At 43.7% G+C, this 26,467-nt stretch carries 17 protein-coding genes; 1 reads left to right on the forward strand and 16 read right to left on the reverse strand.

The genetic code is table 11. The annotated features are described in order from the left end of the window. Positions 1-245: 245 nt before the first annotated feature. Both JQM82_RS00595 and JQM82_RS00600 read right to left on the reverse strand, forming a co-directional pair. Positions 246-3,182 carry a transglutaminase domain-containing protein gene (locus JQM82_RS00595; RefSeq protein WP_235247903.1) on the reverse strand — a complete coding sequence of 979 codons (2,937 nt, stop codon included), beginning with the start codon at positions 3,180-3,182 and terminating at the stop codon, positions 246-248. 281 nt (positions 3,183-3,463) lie between these two features. Next, positions 3,464-6,055, reverse strand: a complete 2,592-nt coding sequence (locus tag JQM82_RS00600; RefSeq protein ID WP_235247904.1) for a hypothetical protein — start codon at positions 6,053-6,055, stop codon at positions 3,464-3,466. A 207-nt stretch (positions 6,056-6,262) separates the two neighbouring features. On the opposite strand from JQM82_RS00600, the gene JQM82_RS00605 reads away from it, so the two are divergent. Then, the gene (locus JQM82_RS00605) at positions 6,263-7,546 is read left to right on the forward strand and encodes a hypothetical protein (protein ID WP_235247905.1); all 1,284 of its coding nucleotides are present in this window, start codon (positions 6,263-6,265) and stop codon (positions 7,544-7,546) included. Positions 7,547-7,657: 111 nt separating this feature from the next. On the opposite strand, the gene JQM82_RS00610 is transcribed toward JQM82_RS00605, so the two are convergent. The 14 genes from JQM82_RS00610 to JQM82_RS00675 form a co-directional block, all read right to left on the reverse strand. Continuing rightward, positions 7,658-9,184, reverse strand: coding sequence for a BCCT family transporter (locus tag JQM82_RS00610; RefSeq protein WP_235247906.1), 1,527 nt, complete (start codon positions 9,182-9,184; stop codon positions 7,658-7,660). Position 9,185: 1 nt separating this feature from the next. Continuing rightward, entirely contained in the window at positions 9,186-10,061 is an 876-nt protein-coding gene (locus tag JQM82_RS00615; protein WP_235247907.1) for an NTP transferase domain-containing protein, read from the reverse strand. Further along, positions 10,045-11,811 carry a phosphotransferase gene (locus tag JQM82_RS00620; RefSeq protein ID WP_235247908.1) on the reverse strand — a complete coding sequence of 589 codons (1,767 nt, stop codon included), beginning with the start codon at positions 11,809-11,811 and terminating at the stop codon, positions 10,045-10,047. The genes JQM82_RS00615 and JQM82_RS00620 overlap by 17 nt, the downstream gene beginning before the upstream one ends. A 124-nt stretch (positions 11,812-11,935) precedes the next feature. After that, positions 11,936-12,199 (reverse strand): HPr family phosphocarrier protein, encoded by a 264-nt coding sequence (locus tag JQM82_RS00625; protein ID WP_235247909.1) that lies wholly within the window; start codon positions 12,197-12,199, stop codon positions 11,936-11,938. A 13-nt stretch (positions 12,200-12,212) separates the two neighbouring features. Continuing rightward, positions 12,213-13,460, reverse strand: a complete 1,248-nt coding sequence (locus JQM82_RS00630) for a YbbR-like domain-containing protein (protein WP_235247910.1) — start codon at positions 13,458-13,460, stop codon at positions 12,213-12,215. After that, entirely contained in the window at positions 13,438-14,307 is an 870-nt protein-coding gene (gene cdaA / locus JQM82_RS00635; protein WP_235247911.1) for a diadenylate cyclase CdaA, read from the reverse strand. The genes JQM82_RS00630 and cdaA overlap by 23 nt, the downstream gene beginning before the upstream one ends. 56 nt (positions 14,308-14,363) lie before the next feature. Further along, a complete protein-coding gene (locus JQM82_RS00640) occupies positions 14,364-15,515 on the reverse strand; it encodes a hypothetical protein (RefSeq protein WP_235247912.1) in 1,152 nt (383 codons plus the stop codon). Next, positions 15,516-15,911: a hypothetical protein gene (locus JQM82_RS00645; RefSeq protein ID WP_235247913.1), complete on the reverse strand. Its 396-nt coding sequence runs from the start codon at positions 15,909-15,911 to the stop codon at positions 15,516-15,518. Between the two features lie 58 nt (positions 15,912-15,969). Beyond that, on the reverse strand, positions 15,970-16,683 hold the full coding sequence (locus tag JQM82_RS00650; RefSeq protein ID WP_235247914.1) for a double zinc ribbon domain-containing protein: 714 nt from the start codon (positions 16,681-16,683) through the stop codon (positions 15,970-15,972). Continuing rightward, complete coding sequence (locus JQM82_RS00655; protein ID WP_235247915.1) at positions 16,680-18,890, reverse strand: ATP-dependent RecD-like DNA helicase; 2,211 nt, start codon at positions 18,888-18,890, stop codon at positions 16,680-16,682. The genes JQM82_RS00650 and JQM82_RS00655 overlap by 4 nt, the downstream gene beginning before the upstream one ends. After that, the gene (locus JQM82_RS00660; protein ID WP_235247916.1) at positions 18,890-19,879 is read right to left on the reverse strand and encodes a rod shape-determining protein; all 990 of its coding nucleotides are present in this window, start codon (positions 19,877-19,879) and stop codon (positions 18,890-18,892) included. Before JQM82_RS00660 ends, JQM82_RS00655 begins: the two co-directional genes overlap by 1 nt. 215 nt (positions 19,880-20,094) lie before the next feature. After that, the gene (gene uvrA, locus JQM82_RS00665) at positions 20,095-22,944 is read right to left on the reverse strand and encodes an excinuclease ABC subunit UvrA (RefSeq protein WP_235247918.1); all 2,850 of its coding nucleotides are present in this window, start codon (positions 22,942-22,944) and stop codon (positions 20,095-20,097) included. Positions 22,945-23,037: 93 nt separating this feature from the next. Beyond that, on the reverse strand, positions 23,038-25,092 hold the full coding sequence (uvrB, locus tag JQM82_RS00670) for an excinuclease ABC subunit UvrB (RefSeq protein WP_235247920.1): 2,055 nt from the start codon (positions 25,090-25,092) through the stop codon (positions 23,038-23,040). Between the two features lie 408 nt (positions 25,093-25,500). After that, a complete protein-coding gene (locus JQM82_RS00675) occupies positions 25,501-26,367 on the reverse strand; it encodes a sulfite exporter TauE/SafE family protein (RefSeq protein ID WP_235247921.1) in 867 nt (288 codons plus the stop codon). Positions 26,368-26,467: the final 100 nt, after the last annotated feature.

A 26,467-nucleotide genomic window follows, 5' to 3' on the forward strand; every position in this document is an offset into this window, starting at 1 on the left:
TTTTGACCTGTTCAAAACCAGTCTTTGTAAGAAGAACCATCAAAAAATCAAATATCAATTCTATACATGAAGTTTTTCTTGAAATTTACCATCAAAATATCCGATATCAATTCTATGTATGAAAAAGAATTGAAAAAATACCATCAAGATATCAAAAGTGAAGGATCGCCGAAACCGGCAATGCCGGTTCTGCGATCCTGATCATAGACTTATCCTACAGCCTCTCAAAAACATATACTATCCTTTTACGGTGTCATACCAGGAACCCATTTTCCGGATTCATCCACATAATATCTTCCCTGGTCAACCCATTGTCCTGTTGCCATGACACCATCTTCAAGCAGATAGTAATTGCCTACCCATTTGCCGGTCACTTTTTTTCCACCGGAAGTAAAGTAATAATAATCTTCACCGATTTTCTGCCAGCCCATTGCCATTGCTCCGCCACTCTTCAGATAATACGTATCTTCCAGCCATTCTTGTTCGAGCATAATGCCCGTGGACGGTTCAAAGTAATACCAGACACTTCCGATCTTCTGCCAGCCGATCAATCTCGCACCGCTGCTGTTCAGATAATACCACTTATCATCCAGTTTGAGCCAGCCCGTTGCCATCGCTCCGTCGCTCTCCAGATAGTAGTTACTTCCATTCAGTACCAGCCATTCATGTTCAAGCATGACCCCGGTTAACGGATTCAGGTAATACCACTTCCCTCCCGAACTGAGCCAGCCGGTCACTCTGACTCCGCTTCCATTCAGATAATACCAGCCTTCTTCCAGTTCCAGCCAACCTGTTGCCATCGCTCCGCTACTATTCAGATAATACTTCTTTCCTCCCAGTTCCAGCCACTGCTCTTCATACATAATTCCAGTCTCCGGGTCAAAATAGTACCAGATATTTTTGATTTTCTGCCATCCTTCCATACGATATCCGGAAGCGCTGAAGTAATACCAGCTGCCATCAATCTGCATCCAGCAGCTTGTCGGATAAGTTCCGTCCGGATTCTCATACCACCAGCCTTTGGAATTCTGTTTCCACTCACTGCCCGGGAGTTTCGGAATACTCTGAATCTCTTCATCGCCACATTTGCTGCACACACGTTTCTTATATCCTTCTTCCGCAGTCGTTGCTTCTTTTACCGTCTGCCATTCCCCATATGCATGTCCTGTTGCAGAAATCGTTTCCGTTCTGGTGATTCCGCAGTCCCTGCACGTGAAAGTCTTTTCACCGTCCGCCGTACACGTCGCTTCTTCGGTCACCTTTCCACTGTCCCAGCTGTGTTCCTTCATCGGAATCTCTCTTGCCGAGTTCTCCTTCACTTCATCACACACGCTGCAGTGGATGCTCTCGCTTCCCACTGCCGTACATGTCGCTTCCTGATCTATGGTATATTCCTCATTCCAGATATGACCGGTCGCTTCGATCTTTTCTATCCGGGTCTTTTTGCAGACTGTACAGGTATAGGTCTTTTCGCCGTCCGCCGTACACGTTGCTTCCGTAGTCACCCTTCCACTGTCCCAGCTGTGTTCTTTCATCGGAATCTCTCTTGCCGAGTTTTCCTTCACTTCATCACATACGCTGCAGTGGATGCTTTCGCTTCCGGCTTCGGTACACGTCGCTTCCTGATCTATGGTATATTCCTCACTCCATGCATGAGACACTGTCAGATCATACAGCCTGGATCTTGCAATGATCTCTCCATCAGAAACTGCCGCAACAGAATATCGCAATACCCATTCATGACCTTCCAGCACTTCCGGCTCACAGTCACTTCTGATATCATCCCAGGAATACAAGAAACTGCATTTGGCAGAAGTTCCGATCAGATCTCCCCATACCGGCGTCCCGTCTTCCATTGCTTCTGCAACGCTGATGTGGTAACTGTCTGCCCCGTCTACAGCACCCCAGGTGATTTCTGCCCCGTTTTCTGTAAGTACTGCTTTTATGCTGGTAACTTCAGGTAATTCTGTAACATTTACTGTACACTGTGCCAGTCTTCCGGCGGCCTTGGCCGTAATCACTGCCTGGCCGACCCCGACAGCTGTCACGGTTCCCTGTCCGTCTACGACAGCCACCGTCTCATTACTGCTGCTCCATGTAACGCTCTCTCCTTCTCCGGAACCATCCGGTTCTATCGCTACCGCCAACGTATCGATATCTCCTGTCCGTAATTCAAGAGCCGTTCTTTCCAGTGTCATTCCGGTTACTGCATAGGCCGTATCCGCAAGCGCATAGGAACTTAAAAATGCACTCTCCGGTGTGTGTCCACTAAAATCAGAGGTTCCTTTCAAAAAATAACGGTAAGTTTTATTGCCCGCATCCCAGGTAGAATCCAGATAATAATATCTGGAGCCCAGTTTCACAATATTCCATCCATGCGCTCCCCCGCCTCCGGTGCCGGAGACCAGTCGTGTATCCACCCCTGCATCTTCCATCATCCGGTAGACCAGAGCCGCATATCCCTGGCAGACTGCCGTCTTATGAATCAGTGCCGCATATGCGGTATATTTCAGCTTATATGTATCATCATCCAGATTGTCATAATCATAGGTAACATTGCTGCAGATATAGTCGTAGATCTTTTTTACTTTGTCATAATCCGCCATACCGGCATCCCTGACTCCAAGTTCTGCCAGAAGCGATGTCAGTGCTGCATCCAATTCCGCTTCCTGCTCTGCAGTCGTATAATACGTCATGTTAATCGTATATGTATAGTACCACATCCCCTGAGAGGAAGAATAAGAAATACTGGCTTTGTATCCCGCATAGGTCCAGCGGAGATAATCCCCTGCATGCGAATCCTCCGTTTCTGCCATTGCCAGTTCTACCCAGCTTTTCAGCTTCGTATTATCATATTCCTGTTCGGACTTATAATATACAGTAATGATACTTTCCCGCTGAATCATATTTTCACGAATGATAGATGCAATATTCTGAACACTTTCATCCGTCTCGTATTCCGGTTCTGCATATGTCGCGATTCCATTTTCTGCAGTGGCCGTCAGATCCTCTTCGCTGACCACATCCTGATAAATGGGGTTGACATACGTCTCCTCTACAGTCCCTGCCCGTGATTCATCCGGCTCTGCCGCATGCACCACGAACTGTCTTGTCATCCCCCACCAGCTGCCTAATATGAACATCACAGTTACAAGCAGCAGCGCCAACACTCTCTTTCTCATGATCATTCCTCCATCCTGGTTTTTATTCCACTGCCTCTATTATATCATCTTTTTCCATCCATTCAAGAACGCCTCTGGAGTTCTTGCCGCGGCGTAGTTGAATGCAAAGTATTCTTCCACTGGCCACGCCTGTGATCCGCCGGAGGCTTCACATTACAGAAGGGGATTGTCACCCGCTACTGAAATAAAAATGTTGAAAAGGTGTTGCTTCACAACCTTTCCGGTTATAAAGCAACACCCTGTTCCATTCTTTATTCTCGCAGCATATTCTGTTTTATGTATTATTTAACCCATATTCCACTTCCTGTGAACCAGTATTTCTTTCCATTAATGGTTCTTTCACCGGTATACAGGCGTCCGCTGGAAGATGCATAATACCAGTATCCATCTACTTTTGCCCATCCGCCTTTTACCATTGCGCCGCTGCCATCAAACAGATAGAATTCAATTCCTGTATAGAGCATACCTGTCCACATACATCCATTGTTAAAGTAATATGCTTTGCCTCCTATCGTTTTCAGTCCTTCTGCCGGATTTCCGTTTTCAAAATAGTACCAGACTGTTCCATAATCATCCTTCACAGAATACCATCCTGTCTTTACCTCTGTCATGACACCGTCACTTCTGAAGAATCTATGGCCACTCAGTTCTGATACCCAGACATAACCTGTCTTCATCTCCGGATCCAGATAATACTGCTTTCCGTCAATCGTCTGAAGTCCGGTCTGCTGCTCTCCGTTTTTATAATAGTACCAGGAACCATCAATTTTCTGCCAGCCGTTCTTCAGATCTGTTCTTACTCCGGAAGCATTGATATAGTATTCTTCTCCTGTATCTTCGTCATACCAGAACATATCGGAAACCATCACCCCATTCCCATCGAAATAATAGGTGACATTGTTAATCTCCAGCTTTGCTTCCTGATTCAAAGTTCCGTCTTCATTAAAGTAATACCAGTCTCCCGTACGGGTTTTCTTCCATGCCTTTTTCCCCTTGATCTCACCGAGATAATATCCGGAAGAATCAATATCATATAATTTTCCTTCATCAACGATCGGATAGGTTGCAAGTGTATAATAATCCGTGAAATAATACCATTTTCCATTAATCGTCTTCCATCCCTCATCCGCGATGAGTTTTCCGGTGGCAGGATCTGCATAAAACCATTCACCATATGGATTCTTGATCCAACCCTTCATGATCTCACCGTCATATCCGACATAATAACATCCGTCATCAGAATCGACAATCATATTCGTCGCCATAGCACCATTCATAATATAATATCTGTCCTGCAGCCATCCACTGTACGGTTCTCCATCCTCCGTCCGGTAATACCATGTTCCGTCTGCGAGCTCCCAGCCTGCTTTTGCTCCAAGCTTCTTAACCAGTGCTCCGTTATCAGAAAAGAGATAGGACTCTCCTTCAATCTCATATACACCGGTCACCATCTCGCCATCCCAGTCAACATAGTATTTATGATTGTCTACCCACTGTTCGGTCAGTCTTCTTCCCTGTTCATCTGTACGATACCAGCTAAGTCCAAAGCGCACCCAATCATTCATTACAAGCGCACCTTTGGCATCTGTCATATACACTTCTCCGTCATACCAGCACATGCCCTGGTCCATGACACCAGCATAGTTAAAGAGGTATTTCTTGCCGCCAATCTCATATAGACCATCTGTATACAGATTACCGTCTTCCCCGATATAATACCATTCACCACCGGTCTGCACCCATCCGGTCTTCTGAATAATCACTCCGTCCGAGTCTGCAAGAAGCCATACATCATCATAATCTTCCTCTTCTTCGTTCCAGATCGATACTACAAAAGAACCGGTCTGCATGATGCCCTGCCAGTCAAAATAATACTGTTTTCCTTTATCAGCCACGGTCTCGCTGCTGGCAATCCGATTGTCCTCAAAGAAATAATACCAGTCCTTCGTTTCCGGTGACTGATACCAGCCTTTTGCATGCTTGATGATTGCGCCGTTACTGTCAGTAAGGTATGGTCTTTCCCCACTGATCCTGATCACACCGATCTGCAGCTCACCATTCCAGCCAAAATAATAGTCCTTACCGTCAATCGTTTTTGTCTCATCACAGACATATGAACCATCTTCATAATAATACCATGCGCCGTTGATCATCTGCCAGCCGTTCAGATCTGCATCGTCAACAACCGCCAGTACCCCATCCTCATCTGCATAATAGAGTACGTCACCAATCATCACATTGCCGTTTCTGACCAGATATCCATTGGTATTAAAATAATAGGAATTGCCGTCTTCTTCAAGCACTTCACTTTCATACCGGAAGAAATCTTCTCCGTAATATTGATATTCCTCCTCATATTCATCATAATACCAGCCGGTAATCAAGATTCCATCTTCAGCTGATCTGATATATCCGCCTTTTTCTGTATCTTCATTCCAGTAATAAACATCCCCGTTCACCATCAACGTTCCGTCAGACCAGAAGTAATACCAGTCTCCTTCAATCTGGTACATGGTGTCTTCCAGCATTACGCCGTCCACGTAATAATACCGGTATCCGTCTTCTTCATACCAGCCCGTCTCCGGAATCCCCACGTCAGTTCCTCCGTCTGATACAACCGCCGGATCCTCAGATTCTGTCTCTTCTATCGTCTGTTCCGCTTTGGTCTCCTCTTCCTCCGCTGTCGCTTCTTCAGACAGTTCCACTTCTTCTGTTACAGTCTCCTGAACATCTTCTGTTACAGTCTCCTCCTGAACCACTTCTTCCTGTACTGCATCATCAGACACGCTGTCCTGTGCCAATGCAGGCGTTACGGAACTTACCGATAATGCCATAATGCTGAAAAGTGCAACCAGCTTTTTTCTTTTTATCATTCCCATTCCTCCTAACTATTACAAATAATCTGCACTATCAATTATACAAATCATACCATTTATTAAATATTTATACAATACTTTTCCCTTCTGCTGTATTAAAAGGGATTTCGGATTATTCCTTCCTTTTTTCTGATATTTTAATTGTCATTACAATATTTCTTTTGTATAATAATACTATCTTTTACATTATGAGGAGGTAATGATATGAAAAACTATCAAAAACAATTACTGTCATTATTTCTGGCTCTGACATTAACCTGTGCGGCTCCTCTCACAGCACTTGCCGCAGATGCAGATGCAGATACAGCTGAAGATGCGAATGTACAGGCAGAAGTGTCTGTTTCAGAAGATGACAGTCAGGAACAACCGGATACGGATATTACAGATGAGGCGGACGTTTCTGATACAGAGGTAATTCAGGAATTCCCGGAAGATAAAGCCTCTTCACCAACAGAAGAAGCGAATGCTGCAGATAATAAAGATATCTCCGTTCCGGAATCTGAGAGCGGTTCTGTTACGGAAGAATCCGAAGCTCCGGTACTCTTTGATTCCGGAAGCGGATACTGGCGTCACAACAGCAATGGATACTGGTTCGAAATCATTGGCGGCGGATATCTGTGCAATAACATCTATACCATTGATGGTGTTACTTATGCCTTTGACTCCAGAGGATATATGGTGACCGGCTGGTTCAAATTCGAAGGTCTGTGGTACTACTTTGACAGCAACGGAGCACAACACCGGGGATGGCTCAATGACGGTGGAAAATGGTACTATCTGGATCCGAATACAGGATATGGCTATGCAATGATTGCAAATGGACGTTACGAGATCAGCGGCAAGATCTATTGCTTCCGTTCAGACGGGTCCATGGTCATCGGCTGGTATCAATTCTCAGAAGGGTGGCGCTACTACAACAGCAATGGTTATGAATGCACCGGCTGGATAAAATCCGGCGGAAAGTGGTACTATATGATTCCGAACAGTAACGCGGTATATGCCAACCTGATGCAGAAAGAAGGATGGCGTAATCTCGGCGGAAAGACATATCACTTTAATAAAGATGGTTCCATGACCGTTGGGTGGTACTACTCATCTTATTATAAAGCTTACTTCTATTATGACAGTGACGGTGCCGAGCACTCCGGATGGCTCAAATCCGGTGGAAAATGGTATTATCTGAATCCGGACGCTCTCAATGCCATGGCATGCAATGGATGGTTGACGATTAACGAAAAGTACTATTACTTTACAGAAACCGGCGCCATGGTAACCGGCTGGGGAAAGATAGAAACGAGTACAGGTACAAAATATGTTTATCTGGATGTCCCGAATGGTAATCTGGTATTCGGCTGGAAGAAGATCAATTACAAATGGTATTATTTCGATCCAAACAACAACGGTTTCATGGTAACCGGCTCTCTTCTGATCGACGGACGCATCTGCGTCTTTGATTCTAACGGTGTATGGCTTGGATATGCCAACTAATTACAGAAACAATCATAAGGATGAACAACGTCATATAATGACATCATAAAAATGCGGTTTCCAAAGGAACACTCCTCTGGAAACCGCATTTTCATTGACAGAGCTTCCTACTTATTGATGCTCGTTCAGATATTTTCCTGCATCTTTAAAAAAGCTTGCTACAATAATCATAACAATGATCCCAATCGGGAATGCCGCAATGATCGCCACCGACTGCAGACTGTTCATCGAATTTTCAGAGAAGATCAGTGCGATCGGAAACAGGATAAACAGCACAGCCCAGAATGTACGGATCTTTTTATCCGGTTCTTCATCTGCTTTTAAAAACTTGTAGGAATAGGAGGAAACAACCATTGTCAATGCATCAAACGTCGTCGAATAAAATGCAATCATCGTAACTACCAGGATTACCAGCACCAGCTTTGCACACGGCAGGGTATTCAGAATCTCTATGATCACAGCCGGAATATCCGTTCCGTTTTCCAGTTCACCGACAACATCTATTACACCTTTCATCTGCTGCGACAATCCATAATTCCCCAGCACGATAAATGACATAAATGTTCCGGCAAGACCACATCCATATGCTCCCATCACCGTATTTCTGATGGTTCTTCCCTTACTGATAATTCCGATAAAAAAAGGCGTTGCCACACACCATGCCATCCAGTAGGCCCAATAGAAAATACTCCAGTTCTGCACAAAGAAAGTTTCTCTGGCGGGATCCATCCAGGTTGCCATCCCAACAAAATTCTGTACCAGATTTCCAATCGAGGATACCCCTGTTTCCAGAATGTATCTGCATTCTCCGCCTCCAATCAATACATAGGCAAGCAGAACAAAGAACAGATACGCACAGATGCTTGCAAGTCTGGATACCCCCTTCATGCCAAACCATACCGTCAGTGTATATACGAATGCGATCATCAGCAGAATAATAATTGTAAGCGTAATTCCAGGCGTCAGTCCGAACACATGGCTGAGTGCCGCAGAAAGCAGTGGAGTTGCCAGCGAAAACGTTGTAGCTGTTCCTGCAAGCAAAGCTATGACCGCAAGCAGATCAATGATTCGTCCTATGATTCCGTCTACTTTATCTCCAAGCAGAGGTCTGCATGCTTCTGAGAACTTCTGTTTCTCTCTGCCTCTGACATGAATCATAAATCCAAAGGCAACCGCAAGAATAATATAAAAACTCCACGCAATCGGTCCCCAGTGAAACAACGTGTAGGTAGGTGCCCATTTCTGCATACCCCCCATCGCAACGATGTGGGGATCATTGCCATACAAGGCCCATTCACACAGAGAATAAAACAGGATATCTGCCGCCATTGTTGAAGTAAATATCATGGTTCCCCATTTAAACGTACTGTACTCCGGCTTGTCCTGATCTCCAAGGCGAATCTTTCCATATCGTGAAAATGCCATATAAAGCGAACAGATCACTGCCCCACAGCCAAGCAATACATAATAGATTCCAATATCATCCCCCAGAAAATTTCTTATATTGCCCAGAACATTTTTTGACTGTTCCGGACAGATCATAAATACCACACACAGTGCTATGATCACGATCAGCGGAACGATCATGGTCGACAGATCCAGACGCTCTATTAATTTTTTGTTATTTTTTTGTGACATATTATTTTTCCTCCATTACACGCAGTTTTCCAGTTCCATAATCATATGTGTAGGAATCATTCCGGTATCTGAAGCAAACCCCCGCTGCCTGATTTCCTTTTTTTACCGGTGCAAATCCATAAAGATCCTTTTCTTCACATTTCAACCGTTCTGCGATCGTCTCCATGATATGACATCCTGATGACGTCAGGTACTCGGGCACCTGCTCTCTTAATTCTTCAAAACTGTCAAATTCCAGCACATTTCCATCATCTTCCCGCCTCTCATACAGTACCATTTCCTGTATATGTTCCAGATAAAGATCTTCCCAGTAGGTATCTGCTGCCTTTGGATCTTCAAACGCTTTCTCCAGAAGCGGAATCAGCTGTCCTGAAAATCTTTCATCAAATAATACAATACCCTGCATGACCCAGGCATCCTTGCCTCCGATCACAACCTCTGTAATCTTCCCTTCTGAATCCGAAAAGACACACCATTCATCCGTTTTTCCCTGCTTGTACATGGTCGTATAATATGGCCGTTCTTCTTCCCTGCAAAATGGGTTCTCACGAAAATAATAATCACTGCAGGATATATAAGTATTCTTCAGCTTTTCTTTTGCCACATACAGACTGGAATGATTATTTTTTTCCAGATAGTATGGGTTTTCAATTAATGTAACTTTGCATTTTTCTTTCAGATATTCAAACTGCTCTCTGTGATATCCGACGATTATTGTAATGTCTTCGATTCCTGCTTCCTGAAGCTGTCTGATCTGTCGTTCAATCAGAACCTCTCCATGGATCGTAAGCAGTGCTTTTGGTTTTTCATACGACAATGGAGCCAGCCTTGTCGACATTCCGGCAGCCATGATGACTGCATTATCTATCTGTATCATCAATTGCTCCTTTCTCCAGTTCTTCTTTTACAATGTGATAATATTCTTTCGCATATCGATATTGTCTTAGTGAATACTCTCCGAATTCCACACCACACACTCTTTTATACTCACACCAGTTGCTCCAGAGGAAACCGCACACTGCAATGTAGCAATAGATTTTAATCCGGATCTTCTGATCCACCTGTCCCTGAAAATACAGATCGATCAGCTCATCGACCTTGTCTCTGTCATACATGGAATAGATTGCAAACATGGCTATATCAACATGAACATCCTGCATTCCTGCGTATTCCCAGTCGATCAGGTATATTTTCTCCTTCGTCAGAAGAAAATTATCACAGTTAGCATCTATATGAGTCAAAGATATCTGTTTTGGCTGTGTATCAATATATTGCTTTAATTCATACATTTTTGTTTTTGTATTCTGATAATCCCTATATGCTGAAGGTTCCGCTCCCCTTAATTTTTCATAATATTCCATCTGTTCAAATATATCAAAGGTATGTCCGACCTTCAGATTCATGTTATGGAATTCCCGCAAAAGATCCATACATATCTTTACATCTTCCGGATTGTCACTGTCACAGTTTCTTGCATTTTCAACAAACTCTGTAATCTTATACCCGTTTTCCGATGAAATATAGATCACAGGATCCGTAAGTTCCGTACCTTTTAACTGCTCATATACTTCGTACTCCTGTCTGCGATTGATCATCTGATCTGTGCCTTCCCCGGGTATCCGCATAATATACTTTTTGTCTCTGCACCGGAACTGAAACGAGCGATTCGTCATTCCTTTCTTCAGAGACCGAATCTCAACAATCTCAGCTGCATTACAGTTCAGTACTTCCGCGATCAATGCAATCACATCTGACTGCAGCTGATTGGAGTTGTCATCCAGCTCTCTTAGCTGTTCATATGTATTAATTTCAAACACATCCTCTGCACTCACCTCTTTTGGTCCGACAAGATACCGATCCCCTTCCTGAAGTGCCTGTTCCCAGAATGCCTGATTATATTCCCGTTTTGCGGAGTATTCCCGAATGTTTTTCTTTAATTTTTCAGCGTCACTCTCAAGCATATATGCAATTCCGACCATGGCATTGCCATCTTCATTTCGTTTCACACTTACTAATTCTTTTTTTCGATTGATCCTGACAGAGCTTTCTTCAGAAAACGCATCCGTCACCATATACCAGGAATACCACTCTTTTTTGGAAAACGGATTATTTCTGCACCAGATATCGCATGGTATGATATAGGTATTACCAATCTTCTCTACCACTCTGTTCAGAGAATGCAGATTATTTTTCCTTGAGTAATCTGCATTGAACACCAGATTCACTCCAAACTTATCGATCAGATATTCATACTGTTCCTTCATGAATCCGACGATGATATCAATATCATATATTTCTGCCTCATGTAATTGCAGAATCAGACGTTCGATCAACGACTCTCCGTGAACTTCCAACAGACCCTTCGGCATCTCCACATTGATCGGAACCATTCGCATACCGTATCCTGCAGCAAGAATCACAGCATTTTTGGGTTTTTTCTTCTGTATTTCACATAGCGCTTTCTGAGAAAGGTTCATATCTTCATCTATATACGCACTATTGATCAGTTTTTTTAATGCACTGTTTACTTTTCCAACAGAATATCCCGTATAAGCTGAGAGTTCTCTTTGTGAGTGAAACCTCTTTTCAGTCAAAGCGTTCATGATATCATATTCTTGAATGTTCATGTTTTTCTCCTTTTTTATTTTCGTGAACAACGGTATTGTAACTCTTTTCTCAGGATAATGCAAGTACTTTACTAAAAAAAGAGCCGGGAATGTCTGCTCCATTCCCGGCTCTTTCTTTTGTTACCTATTCCCCAAGCCCATCTTCTACGGCTTTTACCATAGCAGCTAATGCTTCTTCTTCACCCTTTCCTTCACATTCAAGTTCGATTTCATCGCCTTTTTTAATGCACGCTCCGAGAACACTCAGAACACTTTTTGCATTTGCTGTCATGTTACCGTACTTAAATGTCACTCTGCAGTCATATCTGCTGGCTGTATTGCAGAATATTCCTGCAGGTCTCAAATGCAGACCAGTAGGATTGGTAATTGTAACTTTCTGACTAACCATATTTCCCTCCGTGTTATTCTTCTTTCTTTTTTTCCAATACGATTTCGACACTTACATCATTAACCAGAGAGCATCCACTTGGGAGCTCCACAGCCACCGGAACAGTGTAAGTTCCAGGAGTCGTATATTTTTTCAGATCAATGCTGACTTTTTTTGCAATAGAAAATACTTCCAGCTTTTCACTCGGTCCCTTAATCTGTATCTCCAGATCCACCGTGTTTCCAAAGCTTAACTCCAGGCCGGACGCCAGATTATTCACCACAATTGATTCGGTCGACACTTCATACATCTTGGCTCCGGGTTGTTCTACCGTAATCGACACCACAACATTGTTCGCATTCGACTCTGCCAGCATGACGCCTTCCGGCAGATACGGCAATATATCTATCGTCTTTGCCGACTTTTGCGTCAGATCAGATATCTCCAACTCTTCAGCAGGTATATCAATCTCCAGCAGTTTCTTCAGTGTATCCTTGTCTCCGGTCACACTCACTTCCTGAGGCTCCACTTCTACACTGCTTATCTTATATCCGTCCGCCGCTCTTATCTTCGAAGTATCCAGCCGGATCGGCACATTCTTGATCTGGAACAGTTCAACGGCTACACTCACGCCCTCTTTCCCAAGATTGTTCGCCAGCAGCGTCTGATCAATCACATTGTTATTCGCATCATACAGCACAAGCTTTGCTTCCAGTGTCGTGTCTTCCGACAGTCCGGATACATCTACTTCCGCAATGACCTTACTGATACTGTCGATCACCGTCTTCGGACCACGCAGAGTCACCTTCTGAGGAACTGCATTCATTTCCGCAATCACATATCCTTCTCTTACAGTTCCGATTGTTGTAGGCGTGATCGGGAAATTATTCTTTGCTTCCTCGTCTATCTGTACCTGAAGATTTCTCGGCTTTGCAACTGCCTTGTCATACCGGTAGCCTTCAACCGTTACTTCTATCGGCACCTGTGTGCGAAGCGTCAGCTCTCTCATGTCTGCAACCGCCTTGATATCTTCTGACCTGATCTTGTCCAGTACGGATCGTTTGGCAGTAACTGTCACACTTATCTCATTCGTATCATCTACAATCTGGTATGTGCTGTTCTGCTCCTTCACAACTTCTTCATGAATCACTTCGACCGGTATTCCGGAATACGTTTCCTCTGTTACCGGATCGTCAATATTAACCACCAAAAGCCACATACAGGACGCGATCAGAAAGGCCAGTATTTTAAGGCTGAGATTATTTGTCAGTTTTCTTCTCATTCTTACGCCTTCCTTTCCATAATGCTGCTATTCGGCCTGTTTCTTTCTTTTTATGCTGAATGTCAGACAATCTTTCTCTGAGTTCTTCTTCTGTAACATTACGAGCCAGCCTTCCTCCCTGTGCCACAGAAACCGCACCCGTCTCTTCTGACACTACGATAATCAGCGCATCACTTACTTCACTCATGCCTACTGCAGCACGATGTCTGGTTCCCAGATCCTTACTGATTCCCATATTATCAGACAGTGGAAGGTAACAGGTTGCAGATACAATGCGGTCTCCCCGTACAATAATAGCCCCATCATGCAAAGGAGTATTATGTTCAAATATATTAATCAGTACCTGACTGGACACCAGACAGTCCATCTTGATTCCGGTACTTTCATATTCCGTAAGGCGAATTGCCTGCTCTACCACAATCAATGCACCCGTTTTCACCTTGCCCATCGCGAAAGCAGCCCGGATCATCTCTTCTCTTGTCTCTTCACTGAAACGTGCTTCTCTGCTCGTTTCAAACGGAACAACCGAAGGCAGAAACTGCTTTTCTCCAAGCTTTTCCAGTGCTCTTCGCAGTTCCGGCTGAAACACTACAATTGCCGCCGTGGCCATAACCGTAACTGAATTCTTTGCCAGATACAATATTGTATGCATGTTTAAGACAGCTGCGATCAGAATAAACACCGCCAAAACAATGATTCCTTTTAAGAGCATCCATGCTTTCGTATTCTTAATCCATACCATCACCTGATAGATAAGAAATGTAAGAATCAGAACTTCAATAATATCCGTCAATTTTATATCAGGGAAATATAAGTTATATTTTTCTGTAAATTCAGATATCATCATTCTGTCTCTCACCTCCTTTATGTGTTCAGACATACACACATTATGATCAAAAAATATTATTCTTTTCCGTCCAGGTCTCTTCTGAGACTCTGTGTAAGAAGCATCTTATCTACTTCTTTCATATCATGCTTTTTCGCAACCGGTCCTTTTTTGGGAGGACGCTTATTCCCCGGATTCGCTTTACTTACACGAACACTCTTCTTTTTCTCAGGCTGAACTTTTTTTTCAGAAGTTCCTTTTGCCATTCTTCTGACTTCTTCTGTATCAATAATCTCTGTTTCCTGCCGTTCATTGATTCTCTTCACGGTCTTTTCCGGCGTTGTTACAGATACCTTAGGAATTGCCTTAACATAATAAAAGTATTCATCATCCTCGAACTGAAGATTTTCACTTCTCGCATAATCCACAGAGAAAAAGAAAAATTCAAGAACCATTCCTGCCAGAACAGCCAGCACGCTTCCGATAATCAGGGAAGGATAAGATACTTGGAACCCAAGAGTAACACTTCCCACAGCAATCACAATCACATTGGCAACTGCACCCGCAGTGATCGCAATTTTCCATGCATGATCTACTGCCATTCTGTGCAGTGCATATACCAAAAAGAAGCACACCGTAAATGCAAATATCATAACCCACATATCCTTATTCATGAATACCTGCTTTACATATGCCGATGTCTGAGAAAGCAGTGCCTTACTTCCACTTCCTTCGGTAGATCCGGCTATTGCTTTTACATATTCCATCATATAAAACACAATCGTACCACAAAATGCTGCGATCAGGCTGACCGGAGTCGCAACCAGTCCTGCCGCGATTGGAATCACACAGGGGATCTTAAGCGCACACGCCAGCGGAGTCAGTAATACAAGCAGTGCCATCTTAGGAGTCAGGCGCAGATAAAAAATATACATTACCAGGAAAAGCACAGCTGTGACTGCCAGAATCCCCAGAGAAACAGAATACATATGAACCAGTATCAAAACCGTAGCCATGACAACCGTCATAAACAGAGGCAGGCAGGTACATACAATTGCCAGTGCCAGTGACACAACCGGAGTTGCCGCAGCCTTCATATATCCGACATTATGACTGATTACCGTAAAGGTTACCAGCGCCAGAACAAATTGCAACAATTTATTGACTATCATTGATTTTTCCGCATAGAATTCCTGCAGCTTTCCACGAATCACATACATCGTATTCATCTATTCATTCTCCTTTTCATACATCTTAAGTAATTTAATCAGATTATGATTATATTTCTTCACTCTCTGTCTTGCTTTTTTGTGCTTCCTGTTAAAAATAAAACTGGATAATCCTGCATAAATACACATAATAACCACATATCCAATAAATACAACCAACAGTAAAAAGAGAATCAATCCATTTGACATCTTTGCCATCAACGTATCAAATACTGCAAGCAGCACAAGTGCAGCAACGCATGCATATCCAATCGTCACACTGATCAGTGAGCATATCACATGGAGGCTTGCATAATCTTTGCGGTAATACGCGCTGATTTTAAAATCTTCCTGCCCTTTCGTCTGTTCATAAAGTGCAAGCCGGGTCATAAGCTTTACTCTTTCTTCATCTAACATATATTCACCTCGAGGTCTCAAAACTCACATACAAACACTATTTTCAGTATAACAAATATCAGTATCCTTGTCCAATACTTATAGTTAAAAAATAGACTTTTTCAACCCCACCTTCTTTCAGGACTTTCGCTGCCGCATCGATCGTGTTTCCTGTCGTATAGATATCATCTATCAGGACAACATTTTTCACCCCGATCAGTTCTTTCTTCAGAAAAAAAGCCTTCTTCAGATTGTTTTTCCTTTCAGCATGCCCCAGCTTTTTTTGTGGATCTGTATTCAATTTTCTGATCAGGCTTATCGAATCAACATTCAGGCTGAGTCTTTTGCCTAATTCTCTTGCCAGAATTTCTGCCTGATTATAGCCCCGCTTTCTTTTTCTTTTGGGATGCAACGGAATCGGAATGAGCAGATCCGGATCCCATCTCAGAATCGTTTTTCCATAAATTTTAACAATTTCTTCTGCATAATGAGTTCCATATCTTCTCTGATTGTGATACTTGAATTGATAGATAGACGTATTGATCGGTGGTCTGTGTATCCACAGACTGATCCCTCTTTCGTAATAGTGATGTGTATGCATACAGTCATGGCAGTATTCCTGCTCCATATGCCGCAGCGGTTTACCACATTGCATACACCTGGGTTCACGAACTCTTAATTTTTCGATCATTCTGCGGCAGGAAGCACAGATCCCTGTTCTGCATACTTTCTGACAGAACGGGCATACTTCCGGCCACAGTAATGCTGCTGTTTTTATAAAAAATGTTTTCACCCAATTTCCCGGATTCGCTCGGCAAGACTTGTATTGCGATTCTGCTCGTTGGTATTGTGAATCATATCCTGAAACACCGTATCACTTCCCACCAGTGTCACACATTTTCTTGCCCTTGTCACAGCCGTATACAGCAGATTTCTGTGATACAGCTGTCTGGGTCCCTGCAGAAGCGGAATCACAACCGCAGGATACTCACTCCCCTGAGATTTATGTATGGTAACAGCGTAGGCAAGTTCCAGTTCATCCAAAAGATGATACGGATACTTTACCTTTTTTTTCTCATCATATTCAACTGTTACCGTTTCCTCATATGTATTGATCTCACGAACAATTCCCATGTCGCCGTTAAAAACTCCCAGTCCCTTGTCTATGGTCATTCCATATCGGGTTGAGATTTCCCATTCCAGCTGATAATTGTTCTTGATCTGCATGACTTTATCTCCCTCTCGGAAGATCCGTTCCGAATATTCTTTTTCTTTTTTGCCTGTTTCCGGCGGATTCAGATACTCCTGAAGGATACGATTCAGCCGTTCTACTCCAAGAACGCCCTTTCTCATTGGTGTCAGTACCTGGATATCATAAGGCCTCGCATCTACATATTTGGGAAGTTTCTTCTGGATCAGTGTGATCACATTACTGATGATCATGTTTGGATCCTGCCTTTTCAGGAAGAAAAAGTCTCTGCTCTTATTATCCAGAACCACCTCTTCTCCCCGATTAATTTTGTGAGCATTTAGAACAATGTCACTTTTTCCTGCCTGCCGGAAGATCTTTGTCAGCATCACGACCGGGAAACATTCTGAATCAATGATATCTTTTAATACACTTCCCGGTCCTACACTCGGAAGCTGGTTTCGGTCTCCCACCAGAATCAGTCTTGTCCCCGGCATGATTGCTCCCAGCAGTGCATACATTAACGGAAGATCGACCATTGACATCTCATCTATGATAACGACATCTGCTTCCAGCGGATTCTCGACATTCCTCTGAAACCCTCCGATATTCTCATCTTCCGGATTACCGCTGACCTCCAGAAGACGGTGTATCGTCTGAGCCTCACAACCGGTTGCCTCTGTCATACGTTTTGCTGCCCTCCCGGTAGGCGCTGCAAGATAGATATCCATACCCTCGCTTTCAAAGAAATGAATCATCGCATTGATCGTTGTTGTCTTTCCTGTTCCCGGTCCTCCTGTCAATACCATAATTCCCCTGCGAGCCGCCTCCACAACTGCCTTCCTCTGGATCTCATCCAGATGCAATCCCGTATTGTCTTCGATTGCCTGAATCCTTCGATTCATATGATCCTCTGCCACATCACAGGAAACATTCAGGTCATGAAGCATTCTGGCTACATTCAGCTCCATGTAATAATAACGGGAAGCATAGATCCTGTTGCCATCTTCCGCCTGTTTCATAACAATCTTTTTTTCCATTGCAAGATCCATCAGATATTTTTCCATATTGGGGATCTCTACTCCCAACAATTCTCCTGCACGATAAAGAAGTACGTTCTGACGAAGATATATATGCCCTTCATTCACACTCTGCATGAGTGTATAGAAAATACCGCTGCGAATGCGATAATCAGAATCCGTATGAATTCCAACTTTTGACGCAATCTCATCAGCGGTCTTAAATCCAACTCCTGATACATGGTCAGCCAGCTGATATGGATTCTCTTCTATCACACGATAAACATTTCTCCCATAATGCTGGTATATTTTTGCTGCCAGAGTCGTTGATATTCCGTATTTCTGCAGATATATCATAGCCTGACGCATATCCTTTTTTTCTTCTGCCTGAGCAGCAATCTCCCGGGCCTTACGCTCACTGATGCCCTTGATCTCTGCCAGTCTTTCCGGCTCTTCCTCTATGATCCGGAAAGTATCTTCTTTAAACTTTCTGACAATTCTTCCTGCAAGTGCAGTTCCGACCCCTTTGATTGCACCGGATCCCAGATACCTTTCAATAGAAACCAGATCCTCCGGCTCACACACTTCTGAAGATTCCACCGCAAACTGCAGGCCATACATCTTATGTGTCGTATACTCACCGTCCAGTTTCAGAAGTTCTCCTTCTTCAATATAGTGAAAATTTCCGACACAGGTCATCTCTCCATCATCATTTTCCAGATGAAAAACTGTATATCCGTTATCTTCATTCCGATATACAATGTGCTCGACATATCCTTTTATACTGTCCATTAAAAATCTTTACGCCCACCCATAAATTCTACATACTCTCCGGTACCAATCGCAACCACCTTCATCGGATCGTCTGCCGTCATGGTATTGATACCGGTCTTTTCTTCAATCAGTTCTTCCATTCCACGAAGCATGGAACCGCCTCCGGTCAGTACGATCCCGCGATCCAGAATATCGGCAGAAAGCTCCGGCGGTGTACGTTCCAGCACACTGATTACTGCTTCCACGATCTGTCCGGTCGTCTCACGCAGTGCCTCTTCCGTCTCGGAAGACGTAACAGTCACGGTCTTCGGAAGACCTGTAACCAGATTCCGTCCACGGACCTCCATCGCTTCTTCCTCAATCAGCGGATACGTCGTACCAATCTTGATCTTAATATCTTCCGCTGTTCTTTCTCCTATCAGAAGATTATGTTTCTTTCGCATATATCGCACGATCGCTTCATCAAAATCGTCTCCTGCCAGCTTAAGAGAAGTATTGACAACTGTACCTCCAAGAGAGATCACCGCAATATCAGAGGTACCTCCTCCGATATCGACAATCATATTGCCACACGGTCTTGATATATCAATTCCCGCACCGATGGCCGCTGCAACCGGCTCCTCGATCAGATTCACTTCTCTGGCACCTGCAGCGTAAGTCGCTTCCTCCACTGCTTTACGTTCCACTTCTGTTACTCCGCTCGGAACACAGATACTGATCCTTGGTTTTTTGAATGTACGTTTTCCCAACACTTTCTGAACAAAATATTTTATCATCTTCTCTGTGACTGTATAGTCCGAAATTACCCCCTGTCTTAAAGGTCTGACTGCCACGATATTCCCCGGCGTTCTTCCAAGCATAAGCCTTGCTTCTTCACCAATCGCCTTAATTGCATTGGTGTCTCTGTCGTACGCCACCACTGATGGTTCTTTTAATATTACGCCTTTGCCCTTCACATATACCAGAACACTGGCCGTTCCCAAATCAATTCCAATATCAACTGACATGCTTATTCTCCCTTCATTTTGCTATCTATATCCTATCTTTCGTATTGTTAATCACAATGCATCTTCCTGAATGCACGTTCCATTATAATCAAATTCCTTTAAAATAAAAAGCCCTATTTTGCTTAAATCTTTATGAAGCTTTCTAAAAGAAATATTACAATATGACGAAATCTTTGCATCCCTGTAACAAAATGACGATAACAGAATTCCGACTCCTATTCCTGTCTTTGAAGCATGGAAGCAATGTATTTCCCTGTGTAGGAAACCGGACTCTTGGCTACTTCTTCCGGTGTTCCCTGGGCAATGACAGTGCCGCCCTTATCTCCACCTTCCGGACCAATATCAATAATATAATCTGCCGTTTTGATCACATCCAGATTATGTTCGATCACAATTACTGTATTGCCGTCTTCTGACAGACGATGAAGAATCTCCGTCAGCTTATGCACATCGGCAAAATGAAGTCCCGTCGTCGGTTCATCCAGAATATAGATCGTCTTTCCCGTACTTCTCTTACTCAGCTCTGTTGCCAGCTTGATTCGCTGCGCCTCTCCGCCGGACAAAGTGGTAGATGGCTGTCCCAGCCGGATATATGACAATCCCACATCATATAACGTCTCCATCTTTCTTCGGATACTCGGCACATTTTCAAAGAAATGCAAAGCCTCTTCCACCGTCATATTCAGTACATCATAGATGCTCTTTCCTTTATATTTTACTTCCAGCGTCTCTCTGTTATAACGCTTTCCTTTACATACCTCGCATGGCACATATACATCCGGCAGAAAGTGCATCTCGATCTTCAGAATTCCATCTCCGCTGCAGGCCTCACATCGTCCGCCCTTTACATTGAAGCTGAACCGCCCTTTCTTGTAGCCGCGCGCCTTTGCATCCGGCGTTGCCGCAAACAAGTCACGAATCAGATCAAAGACTCCGGTATAAGTCGCAGGATTGGATCTCGGCGTTCTTCCGATCGGGGACTGATCGATATTGATCACCTTATCCAGCTGATCAATTCCACGTATCTCTTTGTGTTTTCCCGGAATACATCTCGCACGGTTCAGATCTCTGGCCAGTCTTTTATACAACACCTCATTGACCAGAGAGCTCTTTCCGGAACCGGATACCCCTGTCACGCAGGTCATAACTCCAAGAGGAAACTTTACATCTATATTTTTCAGATTATTTTCCCTTGCTCCGATCACTTTCACCCATCCGGTTGGCTTCTTGCGCTCATCCGGAATCGGAATTCGGATTCTTCCGCTCAGATAAGCTCCGGTTATGGAAGTTTCATTCGCCATAATATCTTCTGCCGTACCCGTCGCAATAACCTCTCCGCCATGTTCACCCGCTCCCGGTCCGATATCCACAATATAATCAGCAGCCCGCATCGTGTCCTCATCATGTTCCACAACAATGACTGAATTTCCGAGGTCTCGCAGGTGTTTTAACGTACCCAGAAGCTTATCATTATCTCTCTGATGAAGACCGATACTCGGCTCATCCAGAATATATGCAACCCCTACCAGTCCGGAACCGATCTGCGTAGCAAGACGAATTCTCTGTGCCTCTCCGCCTGACAGGCTACCCGTCGCACGTCCGAGCGTCAGATAATTCAGACCTACATCCATCAGAAACTGGATTCGGGAATTAATTTCCTTCAGAATCTGTCCACCTATCATCATCTGATGTTTATTCAGCTTTAATTTGTCCAGGAATCTCTGCAGACGTTCAATCGACATGTCTGTCAACTCTGCGATATTCTTTCCGCCAACGGTAACAGCAAGCGCTGCCGGTTTCAGTCGTTGTCCTCCGCATGCATGACATGGTGTAATCTGCATAAACTCTTCATATTCAGCTTTGACTGCTTCGGAAGAAGTTTCTCTGTAACGGCGTTCCACATTTCTGATCAGGCCCTCAAATGCGACATCATACACACCTTCACCGCGCTGCCCCTTATAATGCACCTTTACTTCTTTTCCGTTCGTACCTTGTATCAGGACATCATGAATCTTTTTTGGATATTTTCCAAATGGAGTGTCCAGTGAAAACTGATACTCTTTACTGAGAGCGTCCAGAATCGCATATGTGAAACTCTTTTTATCTGTACAGGACTGCCAGCCCATGACCGCAATTGCCCCTTCACTGATGCTTAAGCTCTTATCCGGTATCATCAGATCTTCGTCAAATTCCATCTTATATCCAAGCCCAAAACATTCCGGGCAGGCCCCAAAAGGATTGTTGAACGAAAAACTTCTCGGTTCAATCTCTTCAATACTGATTCCACAATCCGGACAGGAAAAACTCTGACTGAAATGAATGGATTCCCCATCAATCACATCGACGATCATCAGTCCCTCTGCAAGAGCCAGTACATTTTCAATCGAATCTGTCAGTCGCTGCTCAATCCCTTCCTTTACAACCAGACGGTCTACAATGATTTCAATGTTATGCTTGATATTTTTATCCAGACTTATCTCTTCTGACAATTCATACAGACTTCCATCGATACGTACACGTACATACCCGCTTTTTTTCGCTCTTTCCAAAAGCTTCTCATGTGTTCCTTTTCTTCCACGTACAACCGGAGCCAGCAACTGAATCTTTGTCCTCTCCGGCAGCTCCATGATCTGGTCAACCATCTGATCAACCGTCTGTTTTTTGATCTCTTTTCCACATTTCGGACAATGCGGAATACCAACTCTGGCGAACAGCAGTCGAAAATAATCATAGATCTCCGTCACGGTTCCAACGGTAGATCTCGGATTACGGTTTGTGGATTTCTGATCAATGGAAATTGCCGGGGACAATCCTTCGATACTTTCCACGTCTGGTTTTTCCATCTGCCCAAGAAACTGCCTTGCATAAGAAGACAGTGATTCCATATATCTTCTCTGTCCCTCCGCATAGATGGTATCAAATGCAAGAGATGATTTTCCGGAACCACTGAGTCCGGTAAGTACCACCAGCGAATCTCTCGGGATGTCCAGATCTATATTCTTCAGATTATGCTCATTGGCACCTCTGATCTTAATATACTGTTTACTGCTTTTCTGTTCTTCCATATCTCTGTATGTTCCTCTCATTTCTGTCTCAAATGTATCAGATGTACCTGTATATATTTTTCCAAATGATACATTCTGACACCTTATCGTTTTTTACTCTTTTAATAATCGTTTCAGCTCGATCAGCTTGTCTCTTAACTCTGCAGCAGCTTCAAAATTCAACTCCGCAGCAGCCTTCTTCATCTGTTTTTCCAGTTCTCTGATCAGTTTCTCCAGTTCTTTTTCGCTCATGGATTCCGGATCCTTCTCCAGGCGCATCTCTTCTGCCGCCACTTTTTTAGATACAGCAATCAGATCACGAACACCCTTTTGAATCGTCTGCGGTGTAATTCCATGTTCCTCATTATATGCCATCTGCACTTTTCTTCGCCGTTCGGTCTCATCAATTGCAATCCGCATGGAGTCAGTGATCTTATCTGCATACATGATCACATGACCTTCCGAATTACGCGCAGCACGTCCGATCGTCTGGATCAGCGATGTTTCTGAACGTAAGAAACCTTCCTTATCCGCATCCAGAATCGCAACCAGCGTAATCTCCGGAATATCAAGCCCCTCCCTCAGCAGATTGATTCCAACCAGAACATCGAATACATCCAGACGCATATCCCGTACAATCTCGGTCCGTTCCAGAGTATCAATATCCGAATGCAGATACCGCACACGAATTCCAAGTTCTCTCATGTAATCAGTCAGATCCTCTGCCATACGCTTGGTAAGGGTCGTGATCAGTATCTTATTCTTCTTCGCAATCTCTTTATTCACCTCGCCCACCAGATCATCAATCTGACCTTCTACCGGACGCACTTCCACCTCCGGATCCAGAAGACCCGTAGGACGGATCACCTGTTCTGCACGAAGCAGCTCATGCTGCTCTTCATATGGTCCCGGAGTCGCAGATACGAACATCACCTGATCGATCTTACTTTCAAATTCCTCAAAACTGAGCGGACGGTTATCAAGCGCCGAAGGCAGGCGGAATCCATACTCCACCAACGTCTTCTTCCTGGATTGATCCCCGTGATACATTCCGCCAATCTGTGGCACCGTCTTATGTGACTCATCAATCATCATAATAAAATCATCCGGGAAATAATCAATCAGTGTATGCGGCGGCTGTCCCTGTGCGAGACCGGTAAGGTGTCTGGAATAATTCTCAATTCCGGAACAGAATCCCGTTTCCCGGAGCATCTCAATATCAAAATTTGTTCGCTCCGAGATTCTCTGCGCTTCCAGAAGCTTTCCTTCATTTTTGAAAAAACGGATCTGCTCTTCCAGTTCTACTTCGATTTCACGGATTGCACGCTCCATATTCTCTTTCGATACTACATAATGGGATGCCGGAAATATTGCAATATGACTCAGTTCATTCTTTACTTCTCCCGTCAGTACATCCACTTCTGTTATTCTGTCTACTTCGTCACCGAAAAATTCCACCCGGATCGCATATTCTTCAGAACCTGCCGGAAATATCTCCAGCACATCTCCATGTACCCGGAATGTACCACGTTTAAAATCCATCTCATTGCGGTCATACTGAATGTCAATGAGCTTACGGATCACATCGTCTCTGTCTTTCTCCATCCCGGGACGCAGAGAGATGACCATCTCCTGATAATCAATCGGTGAACCCAGACCATAGATACAGGACACACTGGCAACGATGATCACATCCCGCCGCTCAGATAATGCAGCCGTAGCAGAATGGCGCAGCTTGTCAATCTCATCGTTGATGGATGAATCCTTGGCGATGTAGGTGTCAGAAGAGGGGACATAAGCCTCCGGCTGGTAGTAATCATAGTAGGACACAAAATACTCCACTGCGTTCTCAGGGAACATCTCCTTGAATTCTCCATAAAGCTGAGCAGCTAATGTTTTATTATGGGCAATGACCAGCGTCGGCTTCTGCAGCTGCTGGATCACATTTGCCATGGTAAACGTCTTACCGGAACCCGTAACCCCTAGTAAAGTCTGGCATTGATTGCCTTCTTTAAATCCTTTGACCAGTTCCGCAATTGCCTGTGGCTGATCTCCTGTAGGCTGATATGGGGCATGTAATTTAAAAGCATGTCCGCCTTGCGGGCTGCTTTTATGAACAAGTAGCTGACTACTGGCAGCGGATTGCGAATATCCTCTTTCTACTGGCATGGTAAAAACCTCCTTTTCACGAAGTTACTTCGACTACTATAAGCCATCAAATTCGTGTAATTCTGAAAAAAATTCGTGTAATTATCATTCTTTTCGTTGGTCTATAGGCGAACTTTTTCAATTACACGAATGGAAGTCACAAATTCACTTTTTCAAAACGCCGCAACACCATGACAAATCCCCAAATACACAATCACACTGTATGGAATCATTGAGGGGATTTGTCGCCGCGGCAGTCACCAAAGTCAAGTAAACTTGCCCTTGGCTCGTTGCAAACGCGCTTGAAATACAAGGCATCACGGTATGTAACGAAGGTCACAGATTTCCGCGACCGTTCTTTGTACAGTATAGCATCAGAATAAAAAAAAGTACAGAACAAAATGAACGTTTGTTCTGTACTTTTATGATCTACTCTTTTTTTGCATCATGGAAAAAGATGCCGGAACATATAAACATTACAATTACCACTATCCATGTCAGAACAGTTAAAGGCAAAGATGTAATGACAAAACATGCAATTAAAACACCAATTACACCCGAAATAATAAGCGGCAATGCTGCTCGTCTGTGATATTTTCCTGCACGAATGAACGGAATACTTCCCGGCGGCATGAGAAATGCACAAGATCCCATCATAATCGGGAATGCCATATCCGCGCTTAATCCCAACAGAAGACATAATGCCATACATGGTGCATACAAACCGACACCAACCATCATAAGAGCGCCGAGAACAAAATTGACAACAACTCCTATCACAAGCTTCGGACCTCTGAGAATGTTCGCTGTTCCAACAATTCCAAATGGACCAAATTCAATTAATTTGAAGATCATAATAATTCCAAGTGCAATCATGGCAAATCCAAGTGCAACTCGCACTTTGTTAATATCCCATTTTGAAATAACAGATGCTCCAACTACTGCCCCAACAATAGATGCAACAATCATAAGAACTAACGTAAGCGGATCAATCTCCACTCTATGGATAAAAACAAATGCTTCTACAGCAATCGGAACAGCATATGAGACGTTCATTGTCCCCGGAATGAGATCGTCTTCACAAGACTTTGTAAATTTAAATGCTGTTGTTGATGTTGCAAAGCTTCCGATGCCAAGTGTATCAAAAAAGTTGGCAAGAAGCCCGATCAGAAGAACAGGGATTGTTTTCATTGGCAGATGTTCTTCTTTGTGTGTTACCACGTCTCGCACAAGATAAACCATATAAACAACAGTCATAATACCCAGCGCAAGCAATAAGATTTTTGCGATATCCATTTGAAACCTCCTAAAATGATAATGACACCCATAATAATATTGTAGTAAATATTTATTCACCGTTACTATCTTATAACAGGAGAATCATATATTCTAATAC

Origin of the sequence: Faecalicatena contorta, from assembly GCF_021531995.1 — a bacterium.
Taxonomy (GTDB): domain Bacteria; phylum Bacillota; class Clostridia; order Lachnospirales; family Lachnospiraceae; genus Dorea_A; species Dorea_A contorta_A.